Source organism: Pantoea conspicua, assembly GCF_002095315.1.
In the GTDB taxonomy this organism is placed as follows: Bacteria; Pseudomonadota; Gammaproteobacteria; order Enterobacterales; family Enterobacteriaceae; genus Pantoea; species Pantoea conspicua.
The window spans coordinates 1-23451 of sequence record NZ_MLFN01000050.1 but is presented as its reverse complement, the minus strand read 5'-3'; the positions used below and the strand labels follow the sequence as shown (position 1 = coordinate 23451).

The 23451-nt window shown below is 55.8% G+C and carries 19 protein-coding genes and 2 pseudogenes; 9 read left to right on the top strand and 12 right to left on the bottom strand.

From position 1 onward, the window contains the following. Positions 1-7 precede the first annotated feature (7 nt). Complete coding sequence (locus HA41_RS15535; protein ID WP_094121540.1) at positions 8-994, bottom strand: aldo/keto reductase; 987 nt, start codon at positions 992-994, stop codon at positions 8-10. A gap of 293 nt (positions 995-1287) precedes the next feature. Here HA41_RS15535 and HA41_RS15530 point away from each other — a divergent pair, with 293 nt between their 5' ends. Together HA41_RS15530 and HA41_RS15525 are read left to right on the top strand one after the other, a co-directional pair. Continuing rightward, positions 1288-1485, top strand: a complete 198-nt coding sequence (locus tag HA41_RS15530; RefSeq protein ID WP_094121539.1) for a hypothetical protein — start codon at positions 1288-1290, stop codon at positions 1483-1485. Position 1486: 1 nt separating this feature from the next. Continuing rightward, positions 1487-2314 (top strand): hypothetical protein, encoded by an 828-nt coding sequence (locus HA41_RS15525; RefSeq protein ID WP_094121538.1) that lies wholly within the window; start codon positions 1487-1489, stop codon positions 2312-2314. Between the two features lie 61 nt (positions 2315-2375). Here HA41_RS15525 and HA41_RS15520 read toward each other — a convergent pair whose 3' ends face one another. After that, on the bottom strand, positions 2376-3395 hold the full coding sequence (locus HA41_RS15520) for a LacI family DNA-binding transcriptional regulator (RefSeq protein WP_094121537.1): 1020 nt from the start codon (positions 3393-3395) through the stop codon (positions 2376-2378). Between the two features lie 253 nt (positions 3396-3648). On the opposite strand from HA41_RS15520, the gene HA41_RS15515 reads away from it, so the two are divergent. Further along, the gene (locus HA41_RS15515) at positions 3649-4329 is read left to right on the top strand and encodes an SDR family oxidoreductase (RefSeq protein WP_094121536.1); all 681 of its coding nucleotides are present in this window, start codon (positions 3649-3651) and stop codon (positions 4327-4329) included. 15 nt (positions 4330-4344) lie between these two features. Here the strand turns inward: HA41_RS15515 and HA41_RS15510 are convergent, their stop codons facing one another. Then, entirely contained in the window at positions 4345-5733 is a 1389-nt protein-coding gene (locus HA41_RS15510) for a sugar porter family MFS transporter (protein WP_094121535.1), read from the bottom strand. Positions 5734-6003: 270 nt separating this feature from the next. Between HA41_RS15510 and HA41_RS15505 the strand changes: the two genes are divergently transcribed. Next, a complete protein-coding gene (locus HA41_RS15505) occupies positions 6004-6663 on the top strand; it encodes an epoxyqueuosine reductase QueH (protein ID WP_094121534.1) in 660 nt (219 codons plus the stop codon). A gap of 3 nt (positions 6664-6666) precedes the next feature. On the opposite strand, the gene HA41_RS15500 is transcribed toward HA41_RS15505, so the two are convergent. Next, entirely contained in the window at positions 6667-7164 is a 498-nt protein-coding gene (locus HA41_RS15500) for a helix-turn-helix domain-containing protein (protein WP_094121533.1), read from the bottom strand. A 355-nt stretch (positions 7165-7519) separates the two neighbouring features. Between HA41_RS15500 and HA41_RS15495 the strand changes: the two genes are divergently transcribed. Beyond that, positions 7520-8542 carry an alpha/beta fold hydrolase gene (locus tag HA41_RS15495; protein WP_094121532.1) on the top strand — a complete coding sequence of 341 codons (1023 nt, stop codon included), beginning with the start codon at positions 7520-7522 and terminating at the stop codon, positions 8540-8542. 26 nt (positions 8543-8568) lie between these two features. Here HA41_RS15495 and HA41_RS15490 read toward each other — a convergent pair whose 3' ends face one another. The 5 genes and pseudogenes from HA41_RS15490 to uxuA all read right to left on the bottom strand — a co-directional run bounded on the left by HA41_RS15490 (position 8569) and on the right by uxuA (position 15955). Beyond that, a complete protein-coding gene (locus tag HA41_RS15490; protein WP_094121531.1) occupies positions 8569-9537 on the bottom strand; it encodes a GGDEF domain-containing protein in 969 nt (322 codons plus the stop codon). 112 nt (positions 9538-9649) lie between these two features. Then, entirely contained in the window at positions 9650-10627 is a 978-nt protein-coding gene (hemB, locus tag HA41_RS15485; RefSeq protein WP_094121547.1) for a porphobilinogen synthase, read from the bottom strand. Positions 10628-10754: 127 nt separating this feature from the next. Next, positions 10755-12260 (bottom strand): glycine betaine/L-proline transporter ProP, encoded by a 1506-nt coding sequence (proP, locus tag HA41_RS15480; RefSeq protein ID WP_094121530.1) that lies wholly within the window; start codon positions 12258-12260, stop codon positions 10755-10757. 601 nt (positions 12261-12861) lie between these two features. Next, a complete protein-coding gene (locus HA41_RS15475) occupies positions 12862-14445 on the bottom strand; it encodes an EAL domain-containing protein (protein WP_094121529.1) in 1584 nt (527 codons plus the stop codon). 326 nt (positions 14446-14771) lie between these two features. Next, positions 14772-15955: pseudogene (gene uxuA / locus HA41_RS15470) on the bottom strand (mannonate dehydratase). A gap of 139 nt (positions 15956-16094) precedes the next feature. Between uxuA and HA41_RS15465 the strand changes: the two are divergent. Next, positions 16095-16779, top strand: a pseudogene (locus HA41_RS15465) (FadR/GntR family transcriptional regulator). On the opposite strand, the gene HA41_RS15460 reads toward HA41_RS15465, so the two are convergent. Further along, a complete protein-coding gene (locus HA41_RS15460) occupies positions 16768-17769 on the bottom strand; it encodes an AI-2E family transporter (RefSeq protein ID WP_143807342.1) in 1002 nt (333 codons plus the stop codon). The pseudogene HA41_RS15465 and the gene HA41_RS15460 overlap by 12 nt on opposite strands. A gap of 327 nt (positions 17770-18096) precedes the next feature. On the opposite strand from HA41_RS15460, the gene HA41_RS15455 reads away from it, so the two are divergent. Beyond that, positions 18097-19314, top strand: a complete 1218-nt coding sequence (locus HA41_RS15455; RefSeq protein ID WP_094121527.1) for an MFS transporter — start codon at positions 18097-18099, stop codon at positions 19312-19314. 84 nt (positions 19315-19398) lie between these two features. On the opposite strand, the gene HA41_RS15450 is transcribed toward HA41_RS15455, so the two are convergent. After that, a complete protein-coding gene (locus tag HA41_RS15450) occupies positions 19399-20214 on the bottom strand; it encodes a TIM barrel protein (RefSeq protein WP_094121526.1) in 816 nt (271 codons plus the stop codon). A gap of 428 nt (positions 20215-20642) precedes the next feature. Here HA41_RS15450 and HA41_RS15445 point away from each other — a divergent pair, with 428 nt between their 5' ends. Together HA41_RS15445 and iolB are read left to right on the top strand one after the other, a co-directional pair. Continuing rightward, positions 20643-22148, top strand: coding sequence for a CoA-acylating methylmalonate-semialdehyde dehydrogenase (locus tag HA41_RS15445; protein WP_094121525.1), 1506 nt, complete (start codon positions 20643-20645; stop codon positions 22146-22148). Between the two features lie 136 nt (positions 22149-22284). Further along, positions 22285-23103 carry a 5-deoxy-glucuronate isomerase gene (gene iolB / locus HA41_RS15440; RefSeq protein WP_094121524.1) on the top strand — a complete coding sequence of 273 codons (819 nt, stop codon included), beginning with the start codon at positions 22285-22287 and terminating at the stop codon, positions 23101-23103. Between the two features lie 155 nt (positions 23104-23258). On the opposite strand, the gene HA41_RS21210 is transcribed toward iolB, so the two are convergent. Beyond that, on the bottom strand, positions 23259-23451 hold a 193-nt coding region (locus tag HA41_RS21210), incomplete at its 5' end, for a hypothetical protein (protein ID WP_208612767.1).

The following is a 23451-nucleotide window of genomic DNA, read 5'->3' as shown; positions in this document are numbered from 1 at the left end:
ACGGCGGCTACCAGCGCTGATGTACATGAGGCGCGATCTTCTCCTGATAGATCTGCTTCAGCGCGGTCATGGTCTCCTCAGACAGCGCATCGACGTCGCTGGCGCGGGCATTGGCTTCAGCCTGTTCGCGGTTTTTCGCCCCCGGAATCACCACGCTGACATCCTCGTTCATCAGGATCCAGCGCAGCGCCAGCATCGCCATGGTGGTGTTGCCAGTGACAAAGCGTCGAATCTCCTCGACCGCCTCCAGCGCTACCTCATAAGGCACGCCGGAAAAGGTTTCGCCCTTATCAAACGCTTCGCCATTGCGGTTGAAGGCGCGATGGTCGTCAGCAGCAAACTGGCTGTCTGGCCCCATTTTTCCGGTCAGCAAGCCTGACGCCAGCGGCACTCGGGCGATAATCCCGACATTACGCCGCTTCGCTTCACGCAGCAGTAACTCCGCCGGACGCTGGCGGAAAATGTTGTAAATCAGCTGAATGGAGGAGACGTTCGGGAACTCCAGCGCCTTCAGCCCTTCCTCCACCTTTTCCACCGACACGCCGTAGTGGCGAATTTTCCCGGCAGCCACCATCTCATCCATCACCGCAAACACCTCCGGGTTGTAATAGACCTCGGTGGGCGGGCAGTGCAGCTGCACTAAATCCAGCGTATCGGTTTGCAGGTTCTCCTGCGAACGGTCGATAAAGGCGTTGAGGTTGCTGGCGTTATAGCCATCCGCAACGTGCGGCGAGAGCCGGCGGCCCAGCTTGGTGGCGACAAACGGCCGTTCACCGCCACGCTGATTCAGCACGCCAGCAATAATTTTTTCTGAGCGACCGTCGCCATACACATCGGCGGTATCAATAAAGGTGATACCGGCATCAAGGGCTGCGTGCAGCGCCGCCTCGGCATCCTGCTGGCTGACTTCTCCCCAGGTCCCGCCAATCGCCCATGCGCCAAAGCCAATTTCGGAGACGCGCTGACCGGTACGACCTAACGTGCGTTGTTTCATCTGAATCTTCCTCAATATGTTGCGGACAGAGTGATCGTCATCGGACAAAGAGTGAGCTTAGCGCTAACCGGCGAGAAAAGGGTAAAGCACGGTCACAGACCGCGCAGCCGGAAACGGTGAATTGTTGTTGCCAATCTACTGGTTATATTAGCTATTTCAGCGAATAACCCGGTGGAATGATCGCTAACCGCTTCGCTAATTACTTTTTTTAAGAAATTTCACCTGAAATTAATCAGGCGAGAGTGACGTTTCGGTCACATACTTCCTCTTTTAGGCCAGAGAAGTGGATCGCCATGTTCAAATTTGTAAAATCGCTGTTTGCCAGCCCCGATAAATTTCTGCAAATCATGACCCGCCAGGATATTAACGATTCTATCGCCGAAGGCGAACGCATCATAATTGACGAGAACGGCAATATTTCGGTCAACACACTCAGTGAAGAAGTACACGAAGATTTTGCCCGCCATGTGAATATGTTAAAGGGAGTCTGAGGTGGGTACCGCAATATTCATGGTGTTAATGGTTAGTGGTTACTGGTACACCAGTCGCGATTTAAATAGCCGTTTTAAAATTCGCCGTTCTTCGGGCTGGGATGTTTATTTTCTGGTTGCGCTTTATGGCTGTATTTTCGTTTTGCAGGGCGTGTTTGCCACCGGCATCGTCTGGTTACTGCTGCTCGCCGTCTCTGCTATTGCCAATGCGGTACAAATGATCCCCGGTGTCCATCTCAAATGGCAGATGGAGTTTATGAACTGGAGCTTCCTTGGCATCCAGGCACCGATTGTCATCATGCTGGCTTTTGCTATTCTGCTCTGCCTTTATCGCTCGAACTGGGCGGGCAGCGCACGACTCAACGTTTCGGGCCGTAAAGATCTCTATCAGCAACTGTCACGCTCGAACGGTGTGGAGCAACTGCTGTTTCAGTGCATGGAAGAGGGGGAGCTGGCGTGGATTACCCTTAAATCACGCCGCATCTATATCGGCATGGTACACGCCTCGACGTTTGAGTATGAAAGCACCAAAAATATCGTATTAATCCCGATGCTCAGCGGCTACCGCGACAGTAAGACGCTGAAACTGGCGGTGGAGCATAATTACAGTAAGTGGTATGCCGAACACGACATCACGCTGGATTCAACGCCCAAAGATGCCATGTCTTTCCGTAAGGTGATTATGGTGGATCAGATTGAAAGCCTGTCGCTGTTCGACCCGGCCAGCGCGACGGCGCTCTCTATGGGCCATCCGCAGGAAGTCGAGAAAAGCCAGGGCAGCGATGACGGTCAGAGTCCGGATGATCAGAGCCGGGAGCCGCCGCAATAACCTCAGCGCGGGCTATCCGCCTCCCTCAATGACATCGCCGCATTGAGGGAGTCAACCTGCCTTACGCCATATTCTCCGCCGTAAACAGCCGGAATGCGACCTTACCTTCCTGATACTCATCCGGCTGATAACCGGTTTCCAGGTGGCGCAGCAACAGATCAATCGACAATCGCGCGTGCTGCTGCGCGTGCTGATCCAGCGTGAACGCCACCTCATCGTTCAGCAATAACTGGCGGGTTACCGGATAGAGCTCATGGGTGATATAGGTACAGTGACCCAGCAGCCGGTGGGCGCGCAGGGTGTCGCTGACGTCGGTATTGCCCATCCCGGTGTTATAGACGCCCGCTATCGCCTGCGATTGCGTCAGAGTACGGGCCAGCAGGCTACGGATGGTGTCGCGATCATCCTGGCCGAGCAACACTTCACGCAGATAACGTTGCGGGGCGCGCTGCGTCATCACTTCACGGAAGCCGGCGATGCGTTGCCGGTGCGCCTGATAATCAAACCGACCGCTAACCATCACAATATCGCCGGCCTGGTGAGCGGTCTTACTCATCAGTAAACCGGCGGTACGTCCCGCCTGATACTGGTCGATACCCACATGGCACAGACGATCGGCGGCGGGCAGATCGGTCACGATGGTGATCACCGGCACGTTACGACTGCGACACAGCGCCAGGGCGCGATAGATCGGTGGCGAGTCATGGGCAAAGACAATGATGCCGTCACGGTTAGCACTGCGGGCAATCATGCTCTGCGCCAGCTTTTCGGGCTGCGCTTCTGTAACCAGCGTCTTATGCAGTTTAAGACGACGATAGCCGAGCTGGCTGGCGACATCGCTGAAATGAGCGGTGAGCTGCTGGAAAAAGGCGGAGCCGTTGTTGCTGAGGAAGACCTCACTTTGCCACGGATGTTGATACTCTTCTGGCAACAGGCGCTTGAGACCGGCTTCGCGCGCCGCTTTCAACACCTTGCGGGTGGTCTCCAGCGACACACCGCCGCGCTCGTTCAGAACCCGATCGACCGTCGCGATGCCAACGCCCGCCATTTTTGCCACCGACTCTAAGGTAAGCTTTTTCATTCAGACTCCACACGAAAAAAGCGGGCAAACATCGTGCCGCCTGCCTTTCATGCAATATCTTCTAACCGGTTAAAAGTAAAAGATAAAGCGAAATTTTGATGGAAAACCATCAATGAAACCGACCAGGCCGATCGACTTCAGCAGCTGAGGCATTTTACCTGTCGTGCGGTTGCCCGACTAAAACGCACAACCGGGCGCGGGCAAAGCCGATTTGTCGTTAAGCTTGTAGTGAGATTATCAATGAGGAATGAACATGGCTCAGCAACAGAAAGTGTTAGTGATTGGCGCATCGCGTGGTATCGGCCTGGCAGTGGTGCAGGCGTTTGCTGCACAAGGCTGGCAGGTCACGGCCACGCACCGCAGCGGTATTCCGGCGCAGGGCAACCAGCGGCACGTTGAGTGGCACGCGCTGGATATGACTGAATCGGCGTCGGTGCAGCAGCTGGCAGGCCAGCTCGCCGGACAGACCTACGATGTGATTCTGATTAATGCCGGCATTTCAGGGCCGGCGCACCAGAAACTGGCGCAAAGTGACCCTCAGGAACTGGCGCAGCTGTTTATGACCAATACCATCGCACCGGTGCGCAGTGCCGAGATTTTACTGCCGCTGCTCAGCAAGCAAAAGGGCGTGCTGGCGATCACCTCATCACAGCTGGGCAGCCTGAGCGAAAACCCGCGTGCCGACATGCCGCTCTACTCCGCCAGCAAGGCGGCGCTGAATATGTTAAGCCGGATGCTGGCTGAGGACGTGGAAGCCCAGGCGGGTACGCTGGTAACGCTGCATCCTGGCTGGGTAAAAACAGATATGGGCGGCGATGCTGCGCCATTAACTGCGGAAGAGAGCGCGGCCGGTATTGTCCGGCAACTGACCGCCTGGCAGGGCCGCGGCGGTCATCACTACATCGATTACACCGGTAAAACGCTGCAATGGTAACAGACGACGGGGCGGTTACGCCCCGATATCACGCAGCGCTTTGCCTTTCATCAGGTTGCGTTCGATGTGCTCCAGCGTGACATGCTTAGTCTCAGGCACCAGCATCATCGTCACTACAATGAACACCAGATTAAGCGCGCCGTAGAACCAGAAAGTATTGGCGTTGCCCAGCTGATCGAGCATGGTCAGGAAGGTCGCACCAACAATCATGTTACCGACCCAGTTAGTGGTGGTCGACGCGGTTATGCCGAAGTCACGCCCTTTCAGCGGCTGAATCTCAGAGCAGAGCAGCCAGATCACCGGTCCGGCAGCCATCGCAAATCCGACGATAAACATCAGCAGCATGGCGATAGCAAAATACTTGCGGAAATCGGTTTCGACGCCGAGATGCAACAGCGTCCCGAGCACGCCCATTCCCACCGCCATCACCAGAAAGCTGGTGGTGAGCATCGGCTTACGTCCCCAGCGGTCAACCAGGAAAATCGCAATCAGCGTCGCCAGCATATTGACCAGCCCGACAATCACCGTGCCCCACATCTGTTCACTGGTGCTGGAGAAACCGGCAATATTGAAGATCTTCGGGGCGTAATACATCACCACATTCATGCCGGTAAACTGCTGCATCACCTGCAATAACATGCCCAGCCATACGGCACGGCGGAAATTACTGTTAGAACGAAACAGTGACCAGCCGCGTTGCTTCACCTGCAGACTTTCACGGATCTCTTCCAGCTCCTGCCGCGCCTGTTCGCTGGTATTGCGCAGCCGGTCCAGTACCCGCTGTGCCTCATTAAAACGACCGTGCGCCGCCAGCCAGCGTGGGCTGTTAGGCAGAAACAGCACGCCAATAAACAGAATCACCGCCGGAATGGCGATAATACCCAGCATCCAGCGCCAGTTGCCGGTGTAGCTGAAGGCGGTATCAGAGAGATAAGCCACCACGATGCCGGTGGTCAGCATCAGCTGATACATCGAAATCATGGAACCGCGAATACGCTCAGGCGCGATTTCAGCCAGATAGAGCGGGGCGGTGTAAGAAGCGATACCGACCGCCAGCCCCAGAATGACCCGGGCGCAGACCAGAGATTCAACATCCGGTGACAGCGCCGACCACAGCGAGCCAATGACGAACAGTGTGGCACCGGCCAGCATACTTTTCTTGCGTCCCAGCTTTGATGACATCCAGCCGGCACCCAGCGCACCCAGCGCGGCACCGAACATCATCGAGCTAACGACCCACTCCTGCTGATGGTTGGTGATCTGCAAATCTTTGGCGAGAAACGGCAGCGCGCCGGCAATTACACCGATATCCAGACCAAACAACAGGCCGGAGAGCGCGGCCATAAAACAGACGAACCAGGTAAAGCGGTTCTGACCCGACGGGGATTTCTTAGCTGCAGCCATGCCTTACTCCTTGCCCTGTGACTTTGTCAGTATTGTTAATGTTATGTAAACATAGATGAAGTCAGTGTGTTACCGGTCACAGTTTAAAACATCAGCGGCGTGGCAAAAGGCCGGGGTTGCCCGCCAGAGCCCGGTGGCAACGGATCGGCGGGTCACTACCGCTGCAGCCGTAAGCGCACAAATACCCAAAAACTGGCGAGTCAGGAAAACTTTGCAACCCCGGCGTGCGCCATTACACTGCAGTTTTTCAGCCAATGATTGAAGGTGCTTATGTCTCAGCCTTATCAGCGCCAGCCGCTGCCTTTACCGGGCGGCCACAAAAAAGTGCTTTTACACTCCTGTTGCGCTCCCTGTTCGGGTGAAGTGATGGAGGCGATGCTGGCATCGGGTATTGAATACACCCTCTATTTCTACAACCCGAATATTCATCCGCTCAAAGAGTATGAGCTGCGCAAAGAGGAGAATATTCGTTTTGCTGAAAAATTCGGCGTGCCGTTTGTTGATGCCGATTATGACCGCGATGACTGGTTTAAACGGGCGCGCGGTATGGAGTGGGCGCCGGAACGCGGCGAACGCTGCACCATGTGTTTCGATATGCGTTTCGAACGTACCGCGTTATATGCGCATGAAAATGGCTTTCCGGTCATCACCAGTTCGCTGGGTATTTCACGCTGGAAAAATATGCAGCAGATTAACGATTGCGGCGTGCGGGCAGCCGCGCATTATCCGGACCTGCTTTACTGGGAATTTAACTGGCGTAAAGGCGGGGGAGCGGCACGGATGATTGAAATCAGCAAACGTGAACGTTTTTATCAGCAGGAATATTGTGGCTGCGTTTATTCGCTGCGCGACACCAATCGTCATCGCGTCACGCAGGGTCGTGAGCGAATTCAGATCGGTGTGCAATATTATCAGCCGGACGATCTCTGAGTATTACAGGCTGCTGTAGGATTCAGCATGGCGATAGCGAGGCGGTGGTATCGCAATACGTTGAGTGATCCCGCTACAGCTTTTTTCGCTGTTTCTGGCCTGAGCATAGCTGCATAACGCGCAGGGATTATCGGAATCAGATAACTGCTTTTGCGCCGCTTCATCCAGCTGGCGCCGGCGGCAGACGCTGGGGGTACACCCCATCAACTGTTTGAAAGAGCGCGAAAACGATTGCTGGCTTTCAAAATGGTACTTCAGCGCCAGGCTTATTATCGGCGTGCGACTGTTTTTCAAATCGTTGACACAGGCAGTCAGCTTGCGCTTGCGAATATACCGTGCCAGCGTTTCATTGTGATAACGCGCAAATAATTTTTGTAAATACCATTTGGAATAACCCGCTTTTTCAGCAATATCATCAACACTTAACCGCTGGTCGAGATTGTTATTAATCCACTCAGTGACAGTGATGATTACGCTCTCATTATATTTACCGTCATTCATAGTGCCCCCCTTATTTTATTTTGTCCGGGCAGTTTAAAATAATTTATCCTTTTCTGCGCATTTGTTACGTAAAGATTTATCAGGAAATGAATCGTTATCTCAAATAAAGCAGCTTTCATGATCTTTTAATAATATAAATGACATGGTTGTGATAAATATGTTGAAAATATTGGTGGAATTAGGGGCGCTGAGAAGCGAAAACCGTAATCTTTCCTTAAGGGTTTTCTTTCGCGTAATCTTTTCTGCCGGGTCACCAGGCTGCGCTCATCGAATCGTCACATCGCACAGCCCATCAATACATTGTTCACCGCTTCATGCCAGGCTTAACACTCACCTTTAACCTGGAGAACCCTGGATGAGCCCGACATACGCGTTGAAGAAACCGCTTGCCGCCTTGCTCACCTCGCTGACGTTACTCAGCACGGCACCGGCCCTCGCCACAACGGTCTACGGCGAGCAGCTGGAAGGATTTCAATACCCTTATCCTCTGCAACATTTTAATTTCTCATCTCAGCAGCAGCCGCTAAGCATGGGCTATATGGATGTGAAACCCGCGAAAAACGCCAACGGACAAACCGTGGTGCTGATGCACGGAAAAAATTTCTGCGGGGCCACCTGGGAAGAGACGATTCGCGCGCTGAGCCAGCAAGGCTATCGCGTGGTGGCACCCGATCAGATCGGTTTCTGCAGCTCAACAAAACCGGCGAATTACCAGTACAGTTTTCAGCAGCTGGCAGAGAATACCCATCAGTTGCTGGCGCAGCTGGGGGTGGAAAAAGCGGTGATTATCGGCCATTCCACCGGCGGGATGCTGGCAACGCGCTATGCGCTGATGTATCCAGCACAGACGCAGAAGCTGGTGCTGGTCAACCCGATCGGGCTGGAAGACTGGAAAGCCAAAGGCGCGCCGTGGCGTTCGGTCGATCAGTGGTATCAGCGCGAGCTGAAGCTGAGTGCTGAAGGGATTAAGAAGTATGAACAGCAGACCTACTATGTCGGACGCTGGAAACCGGAGTATGACAAATGGGTCGACATGCTGGCCGGTCTGAACAGCGGGCCAGGACACCAGAAGGTAGCGTGGAACTCGGCGCTGATTTACGACATGATTTTTACCCAGCCAGTATTCTACGAGTTCAGCGATTTGAAAGTGCCGACGACTCTGATAATCGGCACCGCCGATACCACCGCGATTGGCAGCGATATCGCCCCTGCGGCCGTCAAAGCCCGACTCGGTGATTACGCGGTGCTGGGAAAGGATGTCGCGAAGCGTATTCCGGGCGCGCGGTTAATCGAATTCCCGGGGATGGGTCATGCACCCCAGATGGAAGAGCCGGCGAAGTTTAATCAGACGCTGCTCGACGACCTGGCGCGTCAGTAACCGGTCAGGCGCGCGGGCGCCGGGCTTTACAGCACCGCGCGCTTCTGCTTTTTACTGCGGTACATCTGCTCATCGCTGTCATGCAGCAACTGCTCCAGCGACTGTGGTTCGGCCGGATTAAATTCCACCACGCCACAAGAGAAGTGCAGAGGGTAACGGCGGTTCAGGCTGAACGACTGCTGCGCCAGATAGTGGGCAAACTGCTGCAACAGCGCTTCCGTCTGCTGCTGTTGCAGGCCGTTAAACAGCACCACAAATTCATCGCCGCCTAAGCGTGCAAACAGATCGGAGTGTTTAAACACCACTTTCATCGCATCAGCAAAGTCCATCAGGGCGCGGTCGCCTTCACGATGTCCAAGCGAATCGTTGATCTGCTTGAACTTGTCGAGATCGAGGAAGGCCAGACAGGCGGGCCGGTTCTTCATCCGGCACTCATTCAGCACCATCTCGCCCAGCGTTATAAAGCCGCGGCGATTAGTAATCTGCGTCAGTTCGTCGCAGGTTGCCGTCTGAAACGCCACCAGCTCCGCTTCAGCCATCGCCGCCAGATCCCGTAGCGTAGCCCGATCTTCTTCGTCGAACGGGCGCGGCTCCCGGCCAATGATGCAGAGGGTGCCTATTTTCGTGCCACCCGGTGCCCGCAGCGGGCAGCCAGCATAGAAACGAATATGCGGTTCACCGGTCACCAGCGGATTATCATGAAAACGCGGATCCGCGGCAGCATCTTCGACAATCATGATCTCATCCTGCAGGATGGCATGGCCGCAAAACGAGATGTTGCGTGGCGATCCGGTGGGCTCAAAACCCTGCGCTGACTTAAACCACTGGCGATCGGCTTCCAGCAGGCTGACTAACGCAATCGGCACGTCATACAGGCGGCGCGCCAGACGGGTTAAACGATCAAAACGCTCTTCCGCAGGGGTATTCATAATGTTCAGCGCACGTAACTGCGATAAACGTTGTGCCTCATCGGCAGCGATCTCAGGTGATTTCATCGCGCAGAGCCCTTTATTTTTCTCAGTGAAGCCAGGTTCTGGTTTGTGCCTTTTGGCAAAGAAAAAGACAGTGATCGAAACGATTCAATTCACTGTCTTATTGAGAAGGGGATCAGAGCACTTTTTGTTCGGCGAGATCAAGCGCGAAATAGCTGAAAATCAGGTCCGCGCCGGCACGTTTTATCGCACCCAGGCTTTCCAGCACTACTTTACGCTCGTCGATGGCACCGGCCTGCGCGGCAAATTTGATCATCGCGTATTCGCCACTCACCTGATAGGCAGCCAGCGGCAGCTCTGTGCGCTCGCGGATGTCACGCAGGATATCGAGATAGGCGCCTGCCGGTTTAACCATCAGCGAGTCCGCACCTTCAGCCGCATCAATCAGCGATTCACGGATCGCTTCACGACGGTTCATCGGATTCATCTGATAAGTCTTACGGTCGCCTTTCAGCGCTGTTCCTGCCGCTTCACGGAACGGGCCGTAAAAGGATGAGGCAAATTTGGTGGAGTAGGACATGATGGCAATCTGGGTGAAGCCTGCTGCGTCCAGCGCCTGACGAATCGCCTGAACCTGACCGTCCATTGCCGCTGAAGGCGCGATAAAGTCAGCCCCTGCTGCTGCGGCAACCACCGCCTGCTTACCGAGGTTGATCAGGGTCGCATCGTTATCCACGCCGTGGTCGCACAGCACGCCACAATGACCGTGGCTGGTGTATTCACAGAAACAGGTATCGGACATGACAATCATTTCCGGCACCGTCTCTTTGCAGATGCGTGACATCCGTGCCACCAGACCATTTTCATTCCACGCATCGCTGCCGGTGGCATCGGTATGGTGTGAAATCCCAAAGGTCATCACCGAGCGGATACCGGCTTTAGCAATGCGTTCAATCTCATAAGCGAGCCGTTTTTCCGGAATACGCATCACGCCAGGCATTGCCTGAATCGCTTTGTAATCGTCGACACCCTCTTCAACGAAAATGGGCAGAGCCAGATCGTTCAGGCTGAGGGAAGACTCCTGGAACATTTCGCGCATTGACGCGCTGGCGCGCAATCTTCTTGGGCGCTGGATAAGGGAATAATCAGGCATATTCATTCTTACGCAGGTGAAAAAAGTGACAACAGTTTACTCCCTTTACCGGGGTGGCATGAAGGTTTGTGTGCGGTAACCGCAGGGAAGAAAAAACTCTCCCGCCGGGCGGCGGGAGAGGAGGGGATTACTCGTTAATATCCGGATGCTGCTGCACCAGATTTTTACGTTTCGCTTCGAGGCGGGCAATTTCTTCGTCGATATCTTCGATTTTATGCTCGATGTTATCGTGGTGCTCCTGCAGGATTTCGCGCGCTTCAGCCATATCGGAGGCCGCAGGCGTCGCACCTTTCAGCGGCTTATTCGCCGTCTCTTTCATGTACAGACCGGTAATCAGACCAATCACCGCCACCACCATCAGATAGTAAGCGGGCATGTAGAGATTATCGGTGGTCTCTACCAGCCAGGCGGCCAGTGTTGGGGTCAGACCGGCGATCAACACTGAGATGTTAAACGCACTGGCCAGCGCACTGTAGCGAATGTGGGTCGGGAACATGGCTGGCAACGAAGAGGCCATCACGCCGGTAAAGGCGTTCAGGATCACTGCCAGCAGCAGCAGACCGGCGAAAATCAGTCCCAGAACGCCGCTGTTAATCATCATGAAGGCCGGAATCGCAAAGATCAGCAGGGCGATACTGCCGATGATGACAAATGGACGGCGACCAAAGCGGTCACTCATCATGCCCATCACCGGTTGCACGAACAGCATACCGATCATGATAGCGATGATAATCAGTACGCCATGATCTTCCGAATAGTGCAGGTTATGCGACAGGTAGCTCGGCATGTACGTCAACAGCATGTAGTAGGTGACGTTGGTAGCAATCACCAGACCCACGCAGGCCAGCAGGCTGCGCCAGTGTTTGGTGGCAATCTCTTTAAACGACACTTTCGGGCCATCCTGCAGACCTTCACGATCGCCCTGTTCCAGTTTTTCAACGTGTTGCTGGAAAGCCGGCGTCTCTTCCAGCGCATGACGCAGGTAGAGGCCGATAATACCCAGCGGCAGCGCAACAAAGAACGGCAGACGCCAGCCCCACTCAAGGAAGCTCTCTTCACCGATAACCGTTGAGATCAGCACCACCAGGCCTGCGCCGAGCACGAAGCCGGCAATGGAGCCAAAGTCGAGCCAGCTCCCCATAAAGCCGCGTTTACGGTCAGGCGAGTATTCGGCGACAAAGATAGAGGCACCGGTATATTCCCCCCCGACCGAGAAGCCCTGCGCCATCTTGGCTAACAGCAGCAGAATCGGTGCCCAGATGCCGATAGAGGCGTAGGACGGTATCAGGCCGATACAAAAGGTACTGACCGACATGATGATAATGGTGATGGAGAGTATTTTCTGACGACCATATTTGTCGCCCAGCATACCGAAAAACAGGCCACCCAGCGGGCGAATCAGGAAAGGAACAGAGAAGGTGGCGAGCGCCGCAATCATCTGAATGCCCGGCGAGACGTCCGGGAAGAAGACTTTACCCAGCGCGTAAGCCACAAAGCCATACACACCAAAGTCAAACCACTCCATCGCATTACCCAGAGAGGCTGCGGTGATGGCTTTACGTAAACGGGCATCATCAATGATGGTAACATCATCGATCCCGATTGGTTTTACACGCTTCCTACGCAATTTCATAGAATTACCCTGTAATGGAACATGAAAGTCCTCAACGGCGCGAACCGAGCAAAAGTATTCAGACCGCGGCGTTGAGGAATTAAAGCATAGCTGTAAACAGGTGCAGTTTATCGGCCAGCCAACCCAATAATTCGTGCCGGGATTATTGCGTTAAGCGACAGAGTATACCGTTTTTGTGTGATATCTGTCATGTTTGGCCTAAAACTGACCCATAAGACCGATCATTTAACCCGTTTACCCTTCCTGAAAAATAATCACCCCACGTGACGAATGACGCTTTTTTCATCAGATTGGTCACTGTCGGGCCATGTTGTTAGCCGCTTCGGTTATATTTTCAACTGTTTGTCGTCGGTGACCCCGGAATCAGAGCGCAACAGAAATATTTGGTAATATTTGGTATTTCACAAGGACAGCGGGGAAAAGGGGTGTTGCAGAGGTCGCTCGGGTGCAGACGCGCGGGTAACAAACGCCGAAACGGGCAGGTTTTTTTGGCAGCGCGCCACGTGCAGAGCGCACAAGCAGAAGTGACAGGGCGGGCGACCCGGTAGCTGTGGTGTTCGCGACATCTGCAGAAAGAAGGTCCGGCGTGGCTGTCGGGGCGTTAACCGGGTTCGCTATCCTGCATTGGCCGATCGCCCTGTTCCTGCTGCCAGACGATCAGCGCAGCGTTGTCCATAGGACGGGCATAGTAGTAACCCTGGATGAAGACCACGCCGCGTTGCTGGAGATAACGAAACTGCAGGGCGGTTTCCACGCCTTCGCCCAGCACCTGCAACTGCAACTTATGGCTGAGGTTAATGATGGCGTCCAGCACCGGCGTTTCGCCCTCCAGCGATTCAATGGCGTTAATAAAGCCGCGATCGATTTTCAGGTAGTCCAGCGCAAAGGTCTGCAGGTAGCTCAGCGAGCAGTGACCGGTGCCGAAGTCATCAATCGCGACCTTCATGCCGAACTGGCGCAGCTGGTCGAGTTTACGCGCCACGCCTTCGCCATCTTTAATCAGGCTGCGCTCCGTCAGTTCAAGAGTGATCACAAACTGCTTCTCTTTCACCCGCTCGGCAAAATGGAGCAGGTCGCTGACAAAATCGGGGTGCTGCAGATGTTCGGCCGCAACATTAATCGCCAGATGGAAATGCGCCGGGACCTGCCACTGCTGGACATCTCCCTCCACCAGATCGAGCAGATGACGGGTCAGCGGTACAATCATCCCTTCAGCTTCGGCGGCACCGATAAAAATATCGGGACGGACGCCATTGCCATCAGGCGTGGTCCAGCGCAGTAGCGCTTCCACGCCACTGCAGCGCTGCAACCGATCGTCATAAACCGGCTGATAGTGTACCCGGAACTGGCCACCGGCGATGGCGCGGCGGATCTCGTCACGCCATGAAATGCGCCGCTGCAGCCAGTTTGAGGTCAGGATCATCAGCAGAATGGAAAAAATCGCTGCCATCGGCAGGAAGATAAACAGCACCTGCCGCCAGGCCGTTATTAACTCATTGGGCGGAGCGATCACCGTGACGCTCAGGGGATAACGCTGTGAGGAGGCGTGATAAACCAGCGGCTCAAACCAGCCTTTCACCGTGGCCTGTGGCGTGCCATAGGCGATCGGCGCGCCGTCGCTGAACTGCATACTCAACTGATAGCCGCGCGGGCTGCCAATCGCACGCATAAAATCGATCAGATACTGACCATCAATCACGGCCCAGAAACCTTCTCCGCCGGGTAATTCACGCACGAACAGCACCGCCGGGCGATCCGGTACGGCGTGCGTTCCGGCTATCGACAAACTCCACCAGGCTTTACCGGTCACCGGCACATCGCGCATCATCAATTCTGATAGCGAGCCAGAATTTAAACCATAGGCGGAAGAGCAGGCGATGTGATCATTTTCCAGTGTACCAATGGCACGGAAATAGGCGTTAAGCGTACCGAGTCGCTGCAGGGTGTTTTCAATCTGGCTGCAGGGCTGGTTCTGAAACTGGCGGAGTGAGGTAATCATATCCCAGGCGCTGTCGCTCATTTTCTCAGCCTGGGATAAAAGGGTATTGGCGGCGCTCACCTGCTGCTGGTGGACCGTATGACGCGCATCGAGGGCGGTAAAAAAGATACCAAGTATCAGAGGCAACATGCCGGAAACGATGATAATCAGCCTGGCGCAGTCGCGTTTTCGTTGCAATAGCGGCACCGCAAAATCCTCTGAATGTTATAGACGTTATGAGGAGGTGCTAATCATTCGGCGCAGCATAGCATGTCTCCGGGCGATGCAGGTTAGCGTTTTGTCCGCCAACAGAACTGATTAAGGTCAATTATCGACCAGAGATTGCATTTGTTGACAATGTTTTGCTTTTGCTGGCATTCCGACAGGGTTCACAACCGTTCGGCGCAACCACAGAGCCGCTGTGGGTCTGGCGGCAGAGTGAAACGCGGCAGTTGGCAAAGTCATTTGCTGCGGTAAAGGAAGATAAATGCCCTGGCCGGCACCAGGCCGGACGCAGGGCCAGTGACGCAGGCTCAGTCGTTAAAAAAGATCTGTTTCAGGGCCACTTCGACACCCCGTAATTCCGCCAGGCCTTTCAGCCGTCCGATCGCCGAATAGCCAGGATTGGTGCGCTTATGCAGGTCGTCGAGCATCTGATGCCCGTGATCGGGGCGCATCGGAATTGCCCGGTGATTACCCGCCTGACGGCGGCGCTGCTCTTCAGCCAGAATCACTTTAATCACGCCAACCATATCAACGTCGCCCGCAAGGTGCGCCGCTTCGTGGAAGCTGTTGGGATTCGTTTCACGTTTGGTGGCGCGCAGATGAACAAAGTTGATGCGGTCGCGTACGCTTCCGCCATCTTAATCAGCGGGTTATCAGCGCGCACGCCATACGAGCCGGTACAGAAGCAGAAACCGTTATGCAGACTATCCACCGTCTCTTTCAGCCACTGCATATCTTCCTGCGTCGAGATAATCCGCGGTAAGCCCAGGATCGGACGCGGTGGATCGTCCGGATGCACCGCCAGCTTAATCCCGACCTCTTCCGCGACCGGCACGATAGCCCGCAGGAAGGTGGCCATATGCTCGCGTAACCGGGCTTTATCGATGCCGTCATACTGCGTCAGCTGCGCCTGGAACTGCTCCAGGGTGTAGCCCTCTTCGGCACCCGGCAGACCGGCGATAATATTGCGCACCAGCGTGGTTTTGTCATCTTCGCTCATGGCGGCGAACAGCTGGGCCGCCGCCTGCTGCTCGGCGGCGCTGTAATCCTGTTCGGCACCCGGTCGTTGCAACAGGTGCAGTTCAAACGCGGCAAAGGCATCGGCGTCAAAGCGCAGCGCTTTTGCGCCGTCCGGCAGCGTCCAGGCGAGATCGGTACGGGTCCAGTCGAGTACCGGCATGAAGTTGTAGCAGACGGTATCCACGCCACAGGCAGCCAGGTTGCGTATCGACTGTTGATAGTTGGCAATGTAGTGCTGGTAGTCGCCGCGCTGGGTCTTGATCGATTCATGCACCGGGATGCTCTCTACCACCGACCAGACCAGGCCTTTTTCTGCCAGCAATGCCTGACGGGCTTTAATCTCTTCCACCGGCCAGATTTCGCCGTTAGGAATATGGTGGAGTGCGGTTACGATGCCGGTTGCGCCAGCCTGACGGGCATCATCCAGAGAGACCGGATCGTTCGGACCGTACCATCGCCATGTCTGTTCCATGTTTACTCCTCAACTGTGATGTGGCCCAGTGGTCAGGCCGCTGGACCAAGAGTATGATAGCCAGCAAAATGAGGCCGTGATCGGGATCGCAGCATAACAAACTGCGCGATCGGTGAAGCCAGATAATAAGGAGAAGGTGATGACGCTGCCTGTTGTAAAAACTGAACGTCTCTATCGTCAGATTGCTAATGCCATTATGGCGGGGATTGAGCGCGGTGAATTTGTCGCCGGTGACCTGCTGCCGCCGGAGCGGGAGCTGGCGAAGCAGCTGGGCGTCAGCCGTTCTTCGGTACGTGAGGCGTTGATAGCGCTGGAGATGACGGGCTGGGTCGATATCCGTACCGGCACCGGCGTTTTTTGTCGCCCAGCCGCTGCCCGCGCCCGCAACCGCAACGGAGAGCGAAGCCTGTAGCCTGCAGGATCTGTTACAGGCCAGAGAGGCGTTCGAAGGGATGCTGGCAGGACTGGCGGCGCGCAACGGCAGCACGCACCAGCGTGCTGCCCTGCTGGCGCTAACCGCTGAGCTGCAACGGTATCAGGAGAATGATGCGGCTTTTCTGGCGCAGGATAAACGCTTCCATTTGCTGATCAGTGAGATGAGTGGCAACGATCTGCTGCGCGAACTGCTGGAGCAGTTATGGAATCAGCGCCATACCCCGCATGTCCAGCGGCTGGAGCGCCATTTTGCCGACAACAGTTTTGCCCTGGCGATGAACGCTGACCATCAGCAGATTGCTAACGCCATCGTGGCCGGTGATGAAGTGGCGGCCCGTCAGGCAATGGAAAACCATCTGCGCCACGTCCAGCAACGGTTACTTGGTTAAGCCGCGCGCCCGTTTCGGCCGCCCGGTACCCAGCATAATCGCCAGCCGGCTGCCGCCTGGCGTGGTCTCCATCAGGATTTTGGTAATGCTGGTGAGCGGCACTGATAACAGCATCCCGACCGGACCGAGCAGCCAGCCCCAGAACACCAACGACAGAAACACCACCAGGGTGGATAAACCCAGTCCCCGGCCCATCAGGCGCGGCTCCAGCATATTGCCGAACACCATATGAATAGCAGTAAACAGTGCGGCGACCATTGCCGCATCAAACAGGCTGTTCAGCAGCAGCGCCTGTAAAAAGGGCGGGATGCCGGCGATGATCGGCCCGATATTGGGAATAAAATTGAGGATAAACGCCACGACGCCCCACAGCAGCGCAAATTTTACGTCCAGCAGATAAAGGCTGAGCCAGACCGACAGGCCGGTTACCAGACTCACCACCGTCTTCAGCGCCAGATAGTGTGTGACCCCTTTCAGCGCTTTGTGCAGCCCGGCGATGCGGATTTTAGGATTAACCAGCGCATTACGCATTTTGTAGGGCAGGTGATGCACTTCAAACAGCATAAACACCACGGTCAGAACCAGCAGCACCGTGTTGGTCATTGCGCCGGAAAAACCGCTCAGCGCCACCGTCGCCAGGTTCATCATGGTGTTCGGGTCAAAGTGCTGAATCAACGCATCGGTAGAGATATTGAGGTGAAAACCGGCCGCCAGATGCTGCAATATCGCCATTTTCTGTTCCATGGTAGCGCGCAGTTGCGGATAGAGATCGTAAAACTCACTCATGGAGCTGGCCAGTACCGCACCAAGCAACAGAATGACGAAGAAGATCACGGTAATCACCAGGGTAATCGCCAGCCCACGCCGGAAGCCGCGCCGCATCAGCAGGGTGACCAGCGGGTTGAGCACAATGGCAAAGAAGGCCGCCAGCAACAGCGGCACCAGAATATCGGACGCGGCCCGCACGCCAGCGAGGATAATCACCAGCATCGCCAGTTTGATCAAAATATTTTGTCCGATTTTTCCCGTTGCAGCTCGCTCATTCCCTCTCCCATCACGCAAATTGGCTGATGAAAGTGTAGCTGAAGTAAAATTAACAAGCTGATTTATCAGAGAAACGGTAAAAATAACCGGCAGTTCTGGCGGGCGGAAAGCCGGGTTTGCACCCGCCGGTGATCAGGCTGTCTGCTGCACAGCATCTCCCGTCTGGCCGGATAATATTGCCGGTTGCACCGCCGCTCTGATGCGCGCCAGGCGAAAGCGGGTATAGTTAATCATTAACCTTTAGCTTTCAGCCGACTACGAGTGCAATGATTCATGCCTGACCAACCTGCAGCAGAGCCGGGTTCTGCATCCGGTAGCGTAAAAATCTCCCTGCTGATCCTCTCCATCGTGATCTACAACTTTGCCAGTTATCTTACCATTGGTCTGCCGCTGGCAATCCTGCCGGGATGGGTACATGACACGCTGGGCTATAGCGCTTTCTGGGCCGGATTAGTGATCAGCCTGCAATATGTGGCGACGTTGCTGAGCCGGCCGCATGCCGGTCGCTATGCCGATCTCTGGGGACCGAAGAAAGTGGTGGTGGTGGGGCTGGTGGGCTGTCTGATCAGCGGCGTCTGTATCCTGCTGGCGGCGCTGACGCTCGACCGTCCACTGCTGAGCCTGACGTTACTCTGCATCGGCCGGTTGATCCTCGGTGTAGGTCAGAGCTTCACCGGTACCGGCACCTCATTGTGGGGCGTGGCGCGGGTCGGTTCGTTGCACATTGGCCGGGTGATCTCCTGGAACGGCATCGTCACCTACGGCGCGATGGCGATTGGCGCGCCGCTTGGCGTGCTGATCTACCGGCTCGGCGGCCTGCTGTGGCTGTCAGGGATCATCATTGCCATCTGTCTGGTGGGGATTGCCGGGGCAGTGCCGCGTCCGGCGGTGAAAGGCAGTAAAGGCAGGCCGCTGCCGTTCCGTGCGGTGCTGGGAAAAATCGCTGGCTTCGGCGCTATTCTGGCGATGGGCTCGGCCGGTTTCGGCGTCATCGCCACGTTTATTACGCTGTTTTATCAGGATAAGGGCTGGGAAGGCGCGGCCTTTGCGCTGTCGCTGTTCAGTGGGGCGTTTGTCGGGGCGCGGCTGCTGTTTCCAAATGCCATCAACCGTCATGGCGGTTTACGGGTCGCCAGCCTCTGTCTGGCGGTTGAAGCCGCCGGGCTGTTTCTGGTGGCCGCCGCAGGCGATCCGTGGATGGCTAAAGCGGGTGCCTTTCTTACCGGTGCCGGTTTCTCGCTGGTGTTCCCGGCATTGGGTGTTGTGGCGGTAAAAGTGGTGCCGCAGCAAAACCAGGGCAGCGCACTGGCCACCTACACCGCCTTTATGGATCTGTCGCTGGGCATTACCGGGCCCATTGCCGGGCTGATCATGAGCTATGCCGGGGTTTCTCAGGTCTATCTGCTGACGGCACTGCTGGTCTGTCTGGCTTTCTTCTGCACCCTGCGTCTGCAGTTCAGGCAACTGGTGACAGAGCCGGATCGGCGCTGAAAAAAAGGCCCCGACCGGGGCCAAACGTCTTTTCAGACACAGATAAGAATCGGTTGGCACGAGGTCACTTCCCCGCAGCCGGTTTCAGGCCTGTAGCAGTTCGATACTGTGGCGAATCTGGCGTTCAATCTCCGCAGGCGTCCAGCGCTCAAGCTGGCTTGAGAAAGGCTCAAAGGCGTAAATCCCCTTGTAGCCGAGCATCTCCAGCCGCTTCACCTGCACCACGCTGTTCAGGACATCACTGTCACTTAGCATCACCCGCTCTTCATCCGTCAGTTCAGCGGTCGGGCGCAAATCTTCCACGCCGGAGAGATGCACCAGCCCGATTTGCTCAATGTCGATGCTGGCCGGAAACTCCTGTTCAGCCTGCTCATAAAGGTGATGATGGAAAGTATCCAGCACCAGCTTAAATGGCACCTCCGCCTCCGCAATCAGCTGTTGTGCCTGCACCGTCGAACGCAGTGAGCTGACCGGAAAGCCCAGCGGCTCCACCAGTCCCTGAATGCCGTAATGCGCAAAGCGCGGTGCCAGTTGCTGCATCGCCGCCAGGGTCTGTTGCGGCGACACGGTGATACCCTCATTCAGCGGACACATCACCAGCGCGCGGGCACCAATCCGTTGTGCTTCCTGTAACAGCGCCTCAGCACGGGTCAGCAGGTCATCATCGATGCGGTTAAACGGATAGAGCGCGTTAATGGTGATGATATCGATATGATATTTGTCGGTCAGCGCGCGCAGCTGATCGGCACTGAGGCCGTCAGTAACTTTGCCGCCCGGCATGTCATTACGCAGTTCAACCTTGCTCAGTCCGAGCCGGTGCACCAGCTGGAAGAAGGCCTCCAGTGAGAGGCGGGGCGCAATTTTACGGTTAATACAGAAGCGGGTGGGATCGATGGCCATACGGCGACTCCGTTGACAGGAAGCGTGAGAGATGGGGCTAAAGAGAACATTTATTTCATTATTTATGAATTATGAAATGACAATTATTAGATCAGCCTCGCATTAATTTCATATTCCGTTTCAGCCTGTATAAGCAAAACCGGATCGGGCCTGCAAAAAACGCCGCTTTCAGACGCCTGAGCCAGGTTAGCTGACACCGTTGCAGCACCCTGACTGGCTGGATTTCATCGCTTCTCAGATCCTGTTGCCTCACTGACCAGAAAAATGCGATCTGTGCCGCTAAAAGTAAATTTTCCAAAAATATCTATTTGAAAAATTTGTTCCACTGTAATAGCTTCATAGCACGCTTTCAGGTTTGCCTGATCAGACAGCGGGACAGGCCGCACAGTAAGTCTGCAGGGAACTTAACCCTTTAAAGAGGCAACATCATGACGATCACAGGAAACTTTATTGGCGGTAAAACCACCTTCAGCGCCAGCAACGAAACCATCCCGGTTTACGATCCGGCAACCGGCAAAGTGGTACGTGAACTGACGCAAAGCACCGCTGATGAAGTGGCTCATGCGATTGAGGTTGCACACAACGCTTTTCCGGCCTGGTCGAAAACCTCACCGCTGCGCCGCGCCCGCGTGCTGTTCAATTTCAAAGCGCTGATGGAACAACACCGCGATGAGCTGGCTGCGCTGATCGTCTCGGAACACGGCAAAGTCTGGTCTGATGCACTGGGTGAACTGACCCGCGGCATTGAAGTGATTGAGTTTGCCTGCGGCATCCCGCATCTGCTGAAAGGCGAATATTCACCGAACGTCGGCAGCGGCGTGGACAGCTACTCGCTGATGCAGCCAGTAGGTGTCGTCGCCGGGATTACCCCGTTCAACTTCCCGGCGATGGTGCCGTTGTGGATGTTCCCGATCGCCCTGGCCTGCGGCAATACCTTTATCCTGAAGCCGCCGGCGCTCGATCCGAGTGCAGCGGTACGCATGGCGGAACTGCTGACCGAAGCGGGTCTGCCGGATGGCGTGTTCAACGTCGTTCACAGCTCCAACGATGATGCTGAACAGTTGTATAAAGATCCGCGCATCGCGGCAGTGAGCTTTGTCGGTTCATCCGGCGTCGCTGAGCACATCTACAAAACCGCCAGCGCTCACGGAAAACGAGTGCAGGCGTTTGGCGCAGCCAAAAACCACGCCATCGTGATGCCGGATGCCGATCTGGATGCCACCGTGAACGCCATTATGGGCGGCGCGTTTGGCTCAGCGGGCGAGCGCTGTATGGCTCTGCCGGTGGTGGTCGCGGTGGGTGACGATACGGCTGACAAACTGATCGCCCGCCTGACGCCGCTGGTAAACGCGCTGCGCATTGGTCCTGGCATCAATAAAGGCGCTGACGAGAATGAGATGGGACCGGTGGTTTCCGCAGCGCATCAGAAGAAAGTGCTCGGCTACATCGATAAAGGCGAGCAGGAAGGCGCGAAGCTGGTGGTCGATGGCCGCAACGTTCAGGTGGCGGGTCACGCTGAGGGTTACTACGTCGGCGGCACGCTGTTTGATAACGTCACCTCTGACATGGTGATCTGGCGTGAAGAGATTTTTGGCCCGGTGCTGAGCATTATGCGTGCACCGGACTACGACAGTGCGTTACAGCTGGTCAACAGCCATGAGTTCGGCAACGGCAGTGCGATCTTCACCAGTAACGGCAATACTGCGCGTGAATTTGTCCAGAACGTTGAAGCGGGCATGGTCGGCGTGAATGTGCCGGTGCCGGTGCCGATGGCGTTTCACAGCTTTGGTGGCTGGAAGCGCTCGGTGTTCGGTGCGCTCAACGTCCACGGTCCGGACGGTGTGCGCTTCTACACCCGCATGAAAACCGCCACGGTGCGCTGGCCAGCGGGTCAGCAGACCGTTTCTGAATTCAGTATGCCAACGCTCAGTTAATTCAATGCACGCTGTTTAACGTGCCAGACCGGCAGGCCGCCTTGCATTGGCCTGCCGGTATCCGGTTTTCGTTGCCCGGTTAAATCCGGGTCACGGTCACGGCGGGCACGTAAGCATGACAGAGAGGAGGAAGGGGATGTCTTTACTTTCGAAAGCACAAGCACCAGACAGCCAGGGGCGCATTCAGCACGTTACACCGGAGCGCGCCGGCTGGCGTTATGTCGGATTCGACGCTTATCTGTTGAAAAAGGGCGAAACCCTGCGGCTCAGCAGCGGTGATAAAGAGCTGTGCCTGGTATTAGTTGCCGGACTGGCCTCGGTTAAAACCCGTCATGCGGAATTTCCAGGCATCGGAAAGCGCATGTCACCGTTTGAGCGCGTGCCGCCGTGGTCAGTCTATGTGCCGCATGACGATGAAGTAGAGGTGCAGGCCGACAGCGATCTGGAGCTGGCAGTGTGTAGCGCGCCGGGTCACGGCAACCTGCCTGCGCGGCTGATTGCACCTGAGGATGTCGGCGTTGAGCATCGCGGGAAAGGGCGTAATCAGCGGCTGGTCCACAATATTCTGCCGGATAATAAACCCGCTGACAGTCTGCTGGTGGTGGAAGTCTACACCGATGAGGGCGACACCAGCTCTTATCCCAGCCACAAGCACGATCAGGAAGAGAGCGAAGACGAAACCTATCTGGAAGAGACCTATTATCACCGTTTCGATCCGGAACCGGGTTTCGCCATGCAGCGGGTTTACACCGACGATCGCTCGCTGGATGCCTGCATGGCACCCTACAATCGCGATGTGGTGATGGTACCGCGTGGCTATCATCCGGTGGCGACGCTGGCGGGTTACAACAACTACTACCTGAACGTGATGGCCGGGCCGGTGCGGCTGTGGAAGTTTACCTGGGAGAAAGATCACGCCTGGGTTAACAGCGACGCCTATCCGCGTCAGAAGTAGCCGTTGCACTGATTCTCGTCAGCAGCGGATAACCCTCAGAAAAGTAAAACAGCAGCCGATGGGCGTAATGTCTGTCAGTTAAGCGACCGGTGATAACGCAGTCTGGTGCCGCTCAGGGGCTGGCGGTCCTCGCGCCGCTGCGCGGTACCTTCACTTCATTCGTCTGCCTGGCGGATCGCCGGGGAAGGCACATCCTGTGCCGCCCCGCCTTTCGCCCGCGTCCTGCGGGCTCTCCTGGCCGACTCATTCTGTTCAGCGCTGCGGATTGCCTGCCCCTGAGCGGCCCCCGCCTGCTCTGAAACTTCAGTGCGTGTTGTTAAAAAGGGCACAATAGTGGAGGCCTGGGCG